This is a genomic window from Streptomyces sp. NBC_01477, from assembly GCF_036227245.1.
Classification (GTDB): Bacteria; Actinomycetota; Actinomycetes; order Streptomycetales; family Streptomycetaceae; genus Actinacidiphila.
Genome location: NZ_CP109445.1, coordinates 1,890,181 through 1,903,913, shown reverse-complemented (window position 1 = coordinate 1,903,913; position 13,733 = coordinate 1,890,181). Strand labels below are relative to the sequence as shown.

Sequence of the window (13,733 nt, the reverse complement as noted above, 5' to 3'; positions counted from 1 at the left end):
TGCGACGAGGGGAGTGAAGGGTGGCTGGCAGCACGCTGACCGACCGGACGGCGGTACCGACCGGGGACGGAGGCGGGGGCGGAGGCGGCGACAGCGGCCGGGGCGCGGGCATCGCCCCGGCCGGAGGCGTCGCACTCGCGCCCGTCTCCGCCGGCGGCACGCAAGCGCCGGCCACCGGAGCCGATCTGACGCCCCGCCGGATCCGGCTGATCTTCGTCGGCCTGATGCTGGCACTGCTGCTGGCCGCCCTCGACCAGATGATCGTGGCCACCGCGCTGCCGAAGATCGTCGGCGAGCTGCACGGCCTCGACCAGATGTCCTGGGTCGTCACCGCGTATCTGCTGGCCTCCACCATCGGCCTGCCCATCTACGGCAAGCTCGGCGACCTCTTCGGCCGCAAGGGCGTCTTCCAGTTCGCGATCCTGACCTTCGTCGCGGGCTCCGCGCTGGCCGCCTGGTCGCGCTCCATGGACGAGTTGATCGCCTTCCGCGCGGTCCAGGGCATCGGCGGCGGCGGGCTGATGATCGGCGTGCAGGCGATCATGGCCGACATCGTCCCGCCCCGCGAACGCGGCCGGTACATGGGCCTGATCGGCGCCGCCTACGGCCTCGCCTCGGTCGCGGGGCCGCTGCTCGGCGGCTTCTTCACCGACCACGCCTCCTGGCGCTGGTGCTTCGCGATCAACATCCCCTTCGGCCTGGTCACCCTGCTCGTGATCACCCTGGTCCTGAAGCTCCCCAAACCCACCGCCCGCCCCCGGCTCGACATCCTCGGCGCCCTGCTGCTCGCCGCCGGCTCCACCTGCCTGGTGCTGGTCACCACCTGGGGCGGCTCCAAGTACGGCTGGCAGTCCCGGGAGATCCTCGGCCTGGGCGCGGCGGCGATCGGCTGCGCCCTGCTCTTCGCACTCGTGGAGCGCTTCGCCGCGGAACCGGTCATCCCGCTGCGGCTGTTCCGCGACGGCGTCTTCAACGTCACCGCGCTGATCGGCTGCGTCGTCGGTATCGCCCTGTTCGGCGCGGCCAGTTACCTGCCGACCTTCCTCCAGATGGTCGACGGGGCCAGCGCCACGGGCTCGGGGCTGCTGATGCTGCCGATGATGCTCGGCGTCGTGGCGGCGTCCATCGCCGGCGGCCAGCTGATCAGCCGCACCGGACGGTACAAGATCTTCCCGATCGTCGGCTGCGCCCTGTCCGCGGTCGGGATGTGGCTGCTGTCGCTGCTGGACGCCGACACCCCGCAGCTCACCTACAGCGTCTACATGGCCGTGCTCGGCCTCGGCATCGGCCTGGCGCTGCCGGTCCTGGTGCTCGCCGTGCAGAATTCGGTGCGGCCCGCCGACATCGGGGCCGCCACCAGCGCCAACAACTACTTCCGGCAGATCGGCGGGTCGGTCGGCGCGGCCGTCTTCGGCACGCTGTTCGCCGACCGGCTCGGCAAGCGGCTGGCCGTCGAACTGCCGCACGGCGCCCATCTGCCCGACCCGCAGTCGGTCACCCCGCAACTTGTCCGCACTCTGCCCGCGGCGGTGCGCGACGGATATGTGCAGGCGTACGCCGACGCCATGCCGCGGATCTTCCTCTACCTGGTGCCGGTGCTCGTCCTCGGCTTCCTCTTCGCCTTCCTGCTCAAGGAGAAACCCTTGGTCACCCAGCACGGCCCCGGTGCCGCAGCCACGACCGCGTACGACGCCCCCACGGCCGACCACTTCGACGGCGGCGCGCCCGACGCGTCACTGCCCGGTGCCCGGCGGATGTCCTCCCACAAGCACGGCGGCGTCCCGGTCTGCGGCACCGTCCACCATTCCGACGGCAGCAGCGTCGGGCGGGCCGCGCTCACCCTGATCGACGTCACAGGGCGGCAGATCGGCCGCGGCGCCACCACGGAGGACGGCCGTTACGCGCTGAGCACACCGGGCGCCGGCAGCTACGTCCTGATCGCCGCGGCCGGCGGCCACCAGCCGCAGGCCGTCAGCGTCACCGTCGGCGACCACCCCGTCGACCTCGACGTGGTCCTCGGCGGTGCGGGCCGGCTGGCCGGAGCGGTACGCACCGCCGACGGCACGCCGGTACGGGACGCCATCGTGACCCTCACCGATGTGCGCGGCGACGTCGTGGCCACCGCCCGCAGCGGCCGCGAGGGCTCCTACGTCCTGGCGGAACTGGTCGCCGGCGAATACACCCTGGCCGCCAGCGCCCCCGCCTACCGCCCGGCCGCCCTCCCGGTCACCGTGCAGGCCTCCCGGGAGACCCGCCAGGACGTCGAACTCGCCGGCGGCGCGGTCCTGCGCGGCACCGTCCGCGCGCCCGGCGGCCGCCTGGTGGAGGACGCGAGGGTCACCCTCCTGGACGCCGCGGGCAATGTCGTCGACTCGGTCACCACCGGCTCCGACGGCCACTTCCGCTTTGTCGACCTCGCGGCCGGTGAGTACACCGTCATCGCGGCGGGGTACCCGCCGGTGGCTACTGTTCTCCAGGTCGCGGGTGGTGGCCGCACCGAACGCGACCTCCAACTCGGCCACGCCGACTAGCCCCCTCCCTGGGGGTGCCCCGCCCGACCCGCACCTTCCGCCGGGGGCGCCCTTCGGACCCGGGCCCCGCCTCGGGGGGTGCGCACCCAGGGGCGAGCCCTGCCCCGCGGGGTGCCCGCCAGGGGCGCGGGGAACGGCGCGCTCAGCCACGGCGCTGGCGCGCTGTCCGCCCGGCGGGACGTGCCCCGCAGGGGCGCGGGGAACGGCGCGCTCAGCCCCCACCGGCGCGCGGGTCGTCACCGACCCAAAGGGTCTCTTCGGTCCGCTCCGGACCACCGGCCGGTGGTGGGTTGCTCGCGCAGTTCCCCGCGCCCCTGATGGGCACCCCCTGCGTCAGGGGACCCCACAGCCCCCGCCCCCGGAGGATGCGCCCCCTTGCCGAAAGGGGACCCGGGAACCGCAGGACCCGCGCCCTCGGGGGAGGCGTACCCCCTGCCGAAAGGGAACCCCACAGCCCCCCGCCCCCGGCGGAAGCGCACCCGCCGACGCAGCCGGCACCGTCAGGCCCGCGCCAGCGGAGGCGTACCCCCTGCCGAGAGGGAGCCGTGGAATCCAAGCGCCCGGGAAGGGCTACTGCTGGGGTTTGGGGCATTGCGTGCCCCGGATGACGGCGTACGTACCGCCGATCCGGTACGTACCGGCGGCCGGGACATTGAGCCGCGTCCACTCACCGTCCGGCATCAAACACCCGTGCCGATTATCGTCCGCACCCTCGATCCCCAGCACCGGGGACCAGGGGATCCGCAGCAGCACCGACCCGGCACGCGGCATGGTGACGGTCAGCTCGGCCGGCCCGGCCTCCGCGACGGCGGCCGGCGGGTCGGCGAGCGGGTCGACATCCGCGGAGACCCGGAAGACCTGCCAGTTCGCGTCGTTCCACACCGGCGTCAGCCACGCGGGGGCGGACCGTACGAGCTTCGCCTCGGCGACAGCCGCGCCGTCCGGCTGGTCGGACGGCAGCACCACGTAGTAGACGCTCCAGTGCTGCAGCCACGCCTTGTAGCTGTCGGGGGCCAGTGTGCCGTCGTAGAAGAGCGGGTTGCGCTCGACGTCGGCCTGCCGGTTCCAGCCGCGGGCCAGGTTGAAGTAGGGCGACAGGCCCGACGCCTCCCAGTGCGAGCGCAGCGGTACGACCTCGATGCGGCCCTTGTCCGCGTGCAGCTTCTTCAGTTCGGCGATGAGCGGCGGCGCGTGCCGGACGGTGGAGCCGACCGCCGAGGTGTTCACCTGGTCCACGATCGGCTTGGTGATCTGCCAGCCCGCCACCCCTGCGAAGGCCAGCCACAGCGCCACCAGGCGCCGCCCGGTCCAGTGGCTGCTGCGGGCCACCAGCAGCAGCACCGTGCCGCCGAAGAGCAGCGCGAGGCGTTCCACATTGCTGCCGATGGGCGACGGGATCACCCAGGTCATGGCGACGCCGACGGCGTACACCCAGGAGCCGGCGCGCATCTCGCGCCAGGCCTTGGGCACCACGAGGGCCGTCACCAGTGTGACGGCGAACGGGATGATCGCGAAGTACCAGGCGAAGGGCTGCACTCCGTAGAAGGGGAAGAGCAGCGAGGTCGCGCCGACCACCAGCGGCGGCACCACGGCCAGCACGTAGCTGTCGGCCTTGCGGCCGGTCAGGAACAGCGCCGCCGCCACGACCAGCATGAAGAGGCCCGCCACCGGGCTGCACATGGTCGCGAGCGCGGTCATCGCCACCGCGGTGGCCAGCCGGGGCGAGCGGCCGCGCGCGTTCGGGGCGGCGGGAAAGAGCACCAGGGCGGCGACCATCGCGAAGAGCATGCCGAGCGCGAAGGTGACCCGGCCGGAAACGACGTCACACCAAAGGGCGAACGTCGTCCACAGCACCGGCACCATCGGACGGCGGATGCCGCCCCGCATCAGCAGTGCCGCGCCGACCGTCGCCGACAGCGTGCCCGCGATCACCGCGGTGGTCCGCACCCCCAGCGCCGCCATGATGTACGGCGACAGGATGCTGTACGAGGCGGGGTGCATCCCGCCGTACCAGGACAGGTTGTACGAGGCCGCGGGATGCGCCCGTATGAAGTCGGTCCAGGCGTACTGCGCGGCCATGTCCCCGGAGTCCTTGGCCAGGAAGAACGCCCACAGCACGTGCAGCACGGCGGCCAGCGCCGTCGCCACCACGACGGGGTGGCGTACATTCACCCGGCGCAGCAGGGCCTTGGGCTTCCGGGGTGCGGAAACCTGCGCAGGCTGCCAGGTCGTCACGTGGCCTCTTCCGGGGGGCGGGGAATGGTGCGGGTGTCCCGGCCGGCAAACTCCCGGCGGGGATCGAACCCCCACCCGTGACCGGCTCGGATCAGAGTTCGAACACAGAGTTTGGACGCTAGCACGGCTCGCATGGTTGCTCGCGCGCGGGCGTGCGCCCGGATTCGCCCGTTGCCTCCCGGGGCACCCCGCCCCGGCCGTACCGTGGTATCGGCATCGCAGATCTTGTACCGGACGAGTGCGTCCGCCCGCTGGGACGGGGTCGGCGACAGCCAGGGGAAGGAGCCCAGCGAACGATGGACCGCCCTAATCCGACGGGGCTTTCCGGCCGGATGCCGCTCGCGGTGATCGTGGTGGACGCCGCAGGCGCGGTCTCGCACTGGAGCACGGGCGCCCGCAAGCTGTTCGGCCGCCCCCGCCGGGACGCGGTGGGCCGCCCCGCGGCCGATCTGCTGCCGGTGGTCGGCGCCCTGGAGGGCGCCGCGTGGCAGGCCGCCGGCTTCCCCTCGGGCGGCGGCGCGGCCTATCCGCCCGAGGAGGAATTCGGCCAGGACCTGGAGGCCGCGCTGGCCGGCGCGGGGCCGTATCCCACCGCGGGGCGCGCCCGGCTCTTCGAGCCGGAGCGGGACACGGCGCGGGACGGCGCCCTCGACGTGCTGTGGTGGGCCTATCCGCTGATCGGCCCGGGACCCGAGCGGCTGCTCGTCCTGGCCGCAGACGCCGCCCGGCTGCTGCCCGGCGACGACGACGCACCGGCCGAGGCCCGCGGGCGGATCGCGCCCGGCTTCGCCCTGCACACCGAATTCGCCGGCGCCGAGGGGCTCGCCAAGCGGCTGCCGGAGATCATGCCCAGCATGAATCCGCTGGACAGCGCCCGGATCGTGGCGCAGGTGCTGGACCTGGGCTATCCGGTGCTGGAGATCAGCCGGCACGACCGGGTGCCGGTCACCCCCGACTGGGGAGTGCCGCGCCGGGTCGCGCGGCAGGCGAGCCGGCAGGCGGCGCGATTCGCGGCGGAAAAGGCCGCCGCGCCCGACCGGGCGCCGCTGGCTGCCGAGGAGCCGCCGCCGGGCTCGGACCATGCCGCGGTGCGCGAGCACCTGGAGTTCCTCAACGAGGTCAGCGGCCGGATCGGCACCTCGCTCGACCTGGCCCGCACCGTCCAGGAGGTCGGCGCGGCCGTGGTGCCGCGCTTCACCGACGTCGCGGCCACCTATCTGCGCGAGCAGGTGCTGGCGGGCGAGGGCTTCCCCGACGGGCCGCCGGACGCCGCCACCTTGTGGTGCCGCGTCGCCGTCGAGCACACCGGCGAGCCGGGGCGCTGGGACGACCTCGTCCCGGTCGGTGAGTCGATGGCCTTTCCCGCGCGGTCCCCGTTCCTCCAGTGCACGGCCACCGGCGACCCGGTGATGCTGCCGCGCATCGGCGAGCAGGCGGGCCGTGCCCTCGCCGCGCTCTTCCCCCGGCGCGACATCGGCCCGCTGATCACCGACCGCTCGATGCTGGTGGTCCCGCTCAAGGCCCGCGACCTGGTGCTGGGCTTCATGATCCTGCTGCGGCACCGCGAACGCCCGGCGTTCAACGCCATGGACCGCGTCACCGGCGCGGAGCTGGCCGCCCGCGCCGGGCGCGTACTCGACAACGCCCGCATGTACACGTGTCAGCGCGACGCCGCCGACACGCTCCAGCGCAGCACGCTGCCGCACATCGCGCCCCGGACGCCCGGCTGCGACGTGGTGACCCGGCGGCTGCCCGGCACCCGGCCCGGCCGGGCCGGCGAGTGGTTCGACAGCATCAAACTGCCCGGCTCGCGGCTCGCCCTGGTGGTGGGCGACGTCATGGGCCACGGGCCGAACTCGGCCGCGACGACGGGCCAGCTGCGCACCGCTGTGCAGACCATGGCGCAGCTCGGCCTGCCGCCCGCGCAATTGCTGCGGAACCTGGACGACCTGGCGCAGCGGCTCGGCGAGGAGTGCCTGGCCACCTGCCTCTACGCGGTCTACGACCCGGTCGAGTCCGAGGTGCTGATCGCCAACGCCGGGCACCTCCCACCGGTCCTGGTGCGGGCCGGCGACGGCCGCGGCGAACTGCTCGACGTGCCGGCCGGCGCGCCGCTGGGCGTCGGCGGTGTGCCCTTCGGGACGGTCAGGGTCCCCGTCGCGCCCGGCGACCGGCTGGTGCTGTGCACCGACGGCCTGGTCGAGGCCCGCGGCCCGGGCATCGGGGCGGGCCTCGCCGCGCTGTGCGGGAGCGCCGCGCACCCGGCCGCGTCCATGGACGACGCCTGCGACACCGTCATCCGCGCCCTCGGCCTGCCCGGCCGCCGCAAGGGCGACGTGGCGCTGCTGATGGCCCGGCTCAACGGCATCTCGCGCCAGGACGTGGCCGCCTGGGAGCTGGCCGCCGACCCCGGCGAGGTGCGCAGGGCCAGATCCCTGGTCCGCGGCACACTGCGGGCGTGGGACCTGGCCGAGGTCAGCGAGACCGCGGAGCTGCTGGTCGGCGAGGTCGTCACCAACGCCGTACGGCACGCGCACGCCCGGCCGGTGGGATTACGCCTGGTGCGCGCCGACGCCCTGCTGGTGGAGGTCTCCGACGACGACCACGGGGTGCCGGTGCTGCTCGGCGCGGGTCCCGAGGACGAGTACGGGCGCGGGATGCGGATAGTGAGCCGGCTGGCCCGCGAATGGGGCACCAGCCGGTCGGCGCAGGGCAAGACCGTGTGGTTCGAGCAGGCGCTGCCGGCCCGCCGTACGAGCTGAGGCTCCCGGCCGGCCGCGGCGGCCCGCTGTCTTTTCGTACGATCACGACGTGGGGAGTGGTGAGTACGTGTGAACGTCTCCGGGCGGTACGCGCGGGTGTGGGAGAGCTTCTGGGAGGACGCGCCGTACGAGCCGGGGGGTGTCCTGTGGGACGCAGACCCGGCGCAGACGGCCGAGCGGCACCTGCGCCATTTCGCGGCGCACTTCGACCCGGGCCTGCCGCTGGTGGACCTGGGCTGCGGCAACGGCACGCAGACCCGTTTCCTGGCCGGCCGCTACCGGCGGGTCGTCGGCGTCGACCTGGCGCACGCGGCCGTCGCGCGGGCCAGGCGGGACGACCCGCACGGCCTCGCCGCCTACCAGCAGCTGGACGCCGTCGACACCGACGCGGTCCGCGCGCTGCACGCGGAATGGGGCGACGCCAACGTCTATATGCGCGGCGTGCTGCACCAGAGCGACACCGCCGACCGCAGCCGCCTGGTGGACGGCATCGCCACCCTCACCGGGCAGCGCGGCCGGGTCTTCGCGGTGGAATTGGCCGAGGCGTGCAAAGGCCTGCTCCAGGACCTCGCCCAGGACCCCGCCGGGCCGCCGCCGAAGCTCGGCGCGGTCCTCGCGCACGGCATCGCGCCGGGCGAGGTCCACGACGCCGCGCTGCCCGGCTACTTCACCGCCGCGGGCCTCGACGTGCTGGCCGCGGGCGAGGAGCCGCTGCTGACCACCGAATTCCGGCCGGACGGCACACGGATCGAGGTCCCCTCCCTGTGGCTGGTCGCCGGACTGGCCGCGTAGTGTGATCCGGCATGCGGAAGATCCTCATCTCGGCTGACATGGAGGGCGCCACCGGTGTGACCTGGCCGGCCGACGTCCTGCCCGGCACCGAGCAGTGGCAGCGCTGCCGCCATATGTTCACCTCCGACGTCAACGCGGCCGTCGCCGGCTTCATGGACGGCGGCATCGACCAGGTGCTCATCAACGAGGCCCACTGGACCATGCGCAACCTGCTCCTCGAGCAGCTCGACGAGCGCGCCCAGATGCTCACCGGGCGGCACAAGGAGCTGTCCATGGTGGAGGGCGTCCAGCACGGCGACGTCGACGGCATCGCCTTCGTCGGCTACCACACGGGCGCCGGCACCGAGGGCGTCCTCGCCCACACCTACCTCGCCAATTCGATCACCGGCGTGTGGGTCGACGGCGAGCCCGCGAGCGAAGGCCGGCTCAATGCCCTGGTCGTCGCCGAATACGGCGTCCCCGTCGTCCTGGTGACCGGCGACGACCGCACCGGCGTCGACGCGCACGGCTACGCGCCGCAGGCCCGTACGGTCGCCGTCAAGGACTACGTGTCCCGTTACGCCGCCGTCTGCCGGCCGCCCGCCAGGACGGCCGCCGACATCCGCGCCGCGGCCCAGGAGGCCGCGGCGCTGGCCGTGCGGCACGAACCCGCGCAGGCCGGGCCGTTCACCGTCGAGCTGGAATTCGACGCGTGGCACCTGGTGGGCGCGGCCACCGTGATCCCCGGGGTGGAGCAGACCGGGGAGCGGCGGGTGGCGTATACCCTGCCGACGATGTACGCGGCCCTGCGCGCGTTCAAGGCCGTGACGACTCTCGTGTCCCAGGCGGTGGAGGAGCAGTATGGCTGAGCGGTCCGTGGAGGCCTCGCGCGAGCACGGCGCCCCGGTGGTCGACGACGTGGCGCTGGAGGAGGTGGTGCGGTTCACCTCCGACCTGATCAGGATCGACACCACCAACCGCGGCGGCGGCGACGGCAACGAGCGGATCGCCGCCGAATACGTCGCCGAGCGCCTCGCCGAGGTCGGCATCGAGCCGGCCCTGCTGGAGAAGACGCCGGGCCGCAGCAATGTGGTGGCCAGAATCCCCGGCACCGACCCGTCGGCCGACGCGCTGCTGGTGCACGGCCACCTCGACGTGGTGCCCGCGCAGGCCGACGACTGGACCGTGCACCCCTTCTCCGGCGAGGTCCGCGACGGCGTCGTGTGGGGCCGCGGCGCCATCGACATGAAGAACATGGACGCGATGGTGCTCGCCTGCGTCCGCGCCTGGGCCCGCGCCGGCCGGCGCCCGCCCCGCGACATCGTGCTCGCCTTCACCGCCGACGAGGAGGACAGCGCCGCCTACGGCTCGGGCTACCTCGCAGCCGAGCACGCCGACCTCTTCGCCGGCTGTACCGAGGGCATCAGCGAGTCCGGCGCCTACACCGTCCACGCCGACAACGGGCTGCGGATCTACCCGGTCGCGGCCGGCGAGCGCGGCACCGCGTGGCTCCAGCTGACCGCGGACGGCAGGGCGGGCCACGGCTCGAAGATCAACCACGAGAACGCCGTCGTCCACCTGGCCGCCGCCGTCACCAGGATCGGCGAGCACCGCTGGCCGGTCCGCCTCACCGCCACCGTACGGTCCGCCCTCACCGAACTGGCCGCGCTCTACGGCGTCCCCGCCGACCTCGGCGACGTCGACGCGCTGCTCGACAAGCTCGGCATTGCCGCGGCCTTCGTGCGGCCCACCGTCCGCAACAGCGCCAACCCGACGATGCTGCAGGCCGGCTACAAGGTCAACGTCATCCCCGGCACCGCCACCGCGTACATCGACGGCCGCGTCGTGCCCGGCGGCCAGGACGAGTTCACCAGCACCATGGACCGGCTCACCGGGCCGCACGTGCGCTGGAACTACCACCACCACGAGGTGCCGCTCGAAGCGCCGGTCGACTCCGCGTCCTTCGCCGCGATGCGCGAGGCCCTCGAACACTTCGACCCGGGGGCGGTCGCCGTGCCGTTCTGCATGTCCGGCGGCACCGACGCCAAGCAGTTCTCCCGGCTCGGCATCACCGGCTACGGATTCTCGCCGCTGCGGCTCCCGCCCGGCTTCGACTATCCGGCGCTCTTCCACGGGGTGGACGAGCACGTCCCCGTCGACGCGCTGCACTTCGGCGTACGCGTGCTCGACCGGTTCCTGCGCGGCACCGCGACGGAGGAGTCCGCATGACCACGACCACGCAGCAGGACGCCCGCTACGGCAGCTGGCCCTCGCCGATCGACGCGGCCACCGCCGCCTCCCACGACGGCAGCCCCGACAGCATCGGCATCGTCGGCGACGACCTGTGGTGGACCGCGCCGCGCCCCGCGGAAGGGGGCCGGCGCGCGCTGATCAGGCGCCGCCCCGACGGCACCGAGGAATGCCCGCTGCCCGCGCCCTGGAACGTCCGCAACCGCGTCATGGAATACGGCGGCACCCCCTGGGCCGGCGCCCTCGTCGACGGCTCTCCGCTGATCGTCTTCGCCCACCACCTCGACCAGCGGCTCTACGCCTTCCGGCCCGACCGGCCGCAGGACCCGCCGTATCCGCTCACCCCGGTCTCCGCCGTCGGCGGCGGACTGCGCTGGGCGGAGCCCGCCGTGCACCCCGAGCGCGGTGAAGTGTGGGCGGTCCTGGAGGAATTCACCGGCGAAGGCCCCGGCGACCTGCGCCGGGTGCACACCGCCGTCCCGCTCGACGGCGCCGCCGCGGACAATCGCGACGCCGTCCGCGAACTCGCCCCCGCCGCCCACCGCTTCATCACCGGCCTGCGGCTGTCGCCCGACGGCGGCCAGGCCGTCTGGCTGGCCTGGGACCACCCGCGGATGCCCTGGGACGGCACGGAATTGCGCGTCGCCGACGTACATTCCGACGGCACCCTCGGCCCGGCCCGCACCCTCATCGGCGGCCCCGACGAAGCCGTCTCGCAGGCCGACTGGGCCGCCGACGGCACCCTGCTGGCCGCCACCGACCGCACCGGCTGGTGGAATCTGTACCGGGTCGACCCGGCGACCGGCGACGCCGTCAACCTGTGCCCGCGCGAGGAGGAATTCGCCGGGCCGCTGTGGAAGATCGGGCAGCGCTGGTTCGCCCCGCTCGACCACGGCCTGGTCGCCGTCCTGCACGGCGTCGGCGCCGCCCGGCTCGCGCTGCTCGACCCCGCCACCGGCCGGCTCACCGACGCCCCCGGCCACTGGACCGAGTGGGGCGGCACCCTCGCCGCCACCGGGAGCCGCGTCATCGGCCTCGCCGCGAGCGCCCGCAGCGCGCCCGAGATCGTCGAACTCGACGCCGCCACCGGCCGCACCCGGGTCCTCGGCAACCCCCACCACGACGCCGTCGACCCCGCGTACCTCCCCGAGGCCCAGGACCGGGTCTTCACCGGACCCGGCGGGCGCGACGTGCACGCCCACGTCTACGCCCCCCGCCACCCCGAGCACACCGCCACCGGGCCGGCCCCGTACGTCATCTGGGTGCACGGCGGGCCCACCAGCCGCACCTCCATGATCCTCGACCTGGAGATCGCCTACTTCACCTCGCGCGGCATCGGCGTCGCCGAGGTCAACTACGGCGGCTCCACCGGTTACGGCCGCGCCTACCGCAACCGGCTGCGCGAACAGTGGGGCGTCGTCGACGTCGAGGACTGCGTCGCCGTCGCCGAGGGCCTGGTCGCCGAGGGAGCCGCCGACCCGGCGCGGCTGGGCATCCGCGGCGGCAGCGCCGGCGGCTGGACCACCGCTGCCGCGCTGACCACCACCACGGCCTTCGCCTGCGGCGCGATCAGCTACCCGATCCTCGACCTGGCCGGCTGGTCGCCGGCCGGCGGCGAGACCCACGACTTCGAGTCCTGGTACCTCGAATCCCTCATCGGCCCGCACACCGAGGTCCCCGAGCGCTACCACGACCGCTCCCCGGTCCACCACGCCGACCGCATCACCGCGCCCTTCCTGCTGATGCAGGGCCTGGACGACGTCATCTGCCCGCCCGTCCAGTGCGACCGCTTCCTCGCCGCCCTCACCGGCCGCGGCATCCCGCACGCCTACCTCGCCTTCCCCGGCGAGAGCCACGGCTTCCGCCGCCTCGACACCCTGGTGACCTGCCTGGAGGCCGAACTCTCCCTCTACGGCCAGGTCTTCGGCTTCACCCCGCCAGGGGTGCCGGTGCTCGACCTGACGCCGTGAGCGGGACCTCCACCCCGGTCCACCCCGCCGCGGCCGGGCTCGTCAGGCCGCGGCGGCTGGTGGCCGGGGACCGGGTCGGCGTCGTGGCGCCCGCCGGTCCCGTGGCGCCGGACGTGCTGGACGCCGGGCTCGACGTGCTGCGGGGCTGGGGCCTTGAGCCGGTCGTCGCCCCGCACGTCCTGGACGGCCACCCCTGCGGTTACCTCGCGGGGGCCGACCAGGCACGGGCCGACGACCTGCGCGACGCCTGGTGCGACCCGGACCTGGCCGCCGTGATCTGCGCCCGCGGCGGCTACGGCACCCAGCGGATGGCCGACCTGCTGGACTGGGACGCCATGCAGCAGGCCGCCCCGAAGGTCTTCCTCGGCTACAGCGACATCACCGTGCTGCACCAGGCCTTCGCCACCCGCCTCGGCGTGGCCACCCTGCACGGCCCGATGCCCGGCACCCCGGGCTTCCTCACCGACCCGGCCGGCCAGGAGCACCTGCGCCGCACCCTCTTCACGCCCGAGGACGTCCAGGTGCTGCACGCACCGGCCCCCCGCGCACTCGTGCCGGGCCGGGCCGCGGGCGTCGTCCTGGGCGGCTGCCTGAGCCTGCTGGCCTCCGACCTCGGTACGCGGTCGGGCCGCCCGTCGGCCGCGGGCGGCATCCTGCTGCTGGAGGACGTCGGCGAGGAGGCGTACCGCCTCGACCGCTTCCTCACCCAACTCCTGCGCGCCGGATGGCTCGACGGGGTCGCCGGGATCGCCCTCGGCTCCTGGGAGGACTGCGGCCCCTACGACGAGGTGCGCGCCCTGCTCCTCGACCGCCTGGCTCCGCTCGGCGTCCCGATCCTGGAAGACCTCGGCTTCGGCCACTGCGACGCCGCCGTGACGATCCCCCTCGGCCTTCCCGCGACCCTCGACACCACCACGGCCACCCTCACCCTCCACACCCCCGCCCTCCACTGACCCCCGCCGGCACGGCGGCACCACGGCAAGTGCCACCCACCCAGGTGCGCGGGGAACTGCGCGCCCGGCCGAGACGCACGGCAAGCGCGAGGCGTACCGCGAGTGGCACCGACCTGGGGGGCCGGGGAACCGCGTGCGCAACTCCGACGTGGCGGCACGGCGGCACCACGGCAAGTGGCGCCCCCTGAGGTGCGCGGGGAACTGCGCGCCCGGCGGAAGCGCACGGCAAGTGCGACGCCCACGGTAAGTGGCACTCACCCG

The 13,733-nt window shown here is 74.2% G+C and carries 8 protein-coding genes; 7 read left to right on the top strand and 1 reads right to left on the bottom strand.

Going from position 1 to position 13,733, the window contains the following annotated elements; genetic code table 11:
* Positions 1–20: 20 nt before the first annotated feature.
* Positions 21–2,531, top strand: coding sequence for an MFS transporter (locus OHA86_RS07430; RefSeq protein ID WP_443071656.1), 2,511 nt, complete (start codon positions 21–23; stop codon positions 2,529–2,531).
* A 570-nt stretch (positions 2,532–3,101) separates the two neighbouring features.
* On the opposite strand, the gene OHA86_RS07425 is transcribed toward OHA86_RS07430, so the two are convergent.
* A complete protein-coding gene (locus OHA86_RS07425) occupies positions 3,102–4,766 on the bottom strand; it encodes an MFS transporter (RefSeq protein WP_329173516.1) in 1,665 nt (554 codons plus the stop codon).
* A gap of 296 nt (positions 4,767–5,062) precedes the next feature.
* Between OHA86_RS07425 and OHA86_RS07420 the strand changes: the two genes are divergently transcribed.
* The 6 genes from OHA86_RS07420 (at position 5,063) to OHA86_RS07395 (ending at position 13,472) form a co-directional block, all read left to right on the top strand.
* Positions 5,063–7,528 (top strand): SpoIIE family protein phosphatase, encoded by a 2,466-nt coding sequence (locus OHA86_RS07420; RefSeq protein WP_329173514.1) that lies wholly within the window; start codon positions 5,063–5,065, stop codon positions 7,526–7,528.
* A gap of 69 nt (positions 7,529–7,597) precedes the next feature.
* Positions 7,598–8,320 carry a class I SAM-dependent methyltransferase gene (locus OHA86_RS07415; RefSeq protein ID WP_329173512.1) on the top strand — a complete coding sequence of 241 codons (723 nt, stop codon included), beginning with the start codon at positions 7,598–7,600 and terminating at the stop codon, positions 8,318–8,320.
* Between the two features lie 11 nt (positions 8,321–8,331).
* Positions 8,332–9,168, top strand: a complete 837-nt coding sequence (locus OHA86_RS07410) for a M55 family metallopeptidase (RefSeq protein WP_329173511.1) — start codon at positions 8,332–8,334, stop codon at positions 9,166–9,168.
* Entirely contained in the window at positions 9,161–10,528 is a 1,368-nt protein-coding gene (locus OHA86_RS07405; RefSeq protein ID WP_329173509.1) for a M20/M25/M40 family metallo-hydrolase, read from the top strand. The genes OHA86_RS07410 and OHA86_RS07405 overlap by 8 nt, the downstream gene beginning before the upstream one ends.
* The gene (locus tag OHA86_RS07400; protein ID WP_329173507.1) at positions 10,525–12,519 is read left to right on the top strand and encodes a prolyl oligopeptidase family serine peptidase; all 1,995 of its coding nucleotides are present in this window, start codon (positions 10,525–10,527) and stop codon (positions 12,517–12,519) included. Before OHA86_RS07405 ends, OHA86_RS07400 begins: the two co-directional genes overlap by 4 nt.
* Positions 12,516–13,472 carry a S66 peptidase family protein gene (locus OHA86_RS07395; protein WP_329173506.1) on the top strand — a complete coding sequence of 319 codons (957 nt, stop codon included), beginning with the start codon at positions 12,516–12,518 and terminating at the stop codon, positions 13,470–13,472. The genes OHA86_RS07400 and OHA86_RS07395 overlap by 4 nt, the downstream gene beginning before the upstream one ends.
* The last annotated feature ends 261 nt before the right edge of the window (positions 13,473–13,733 follow it).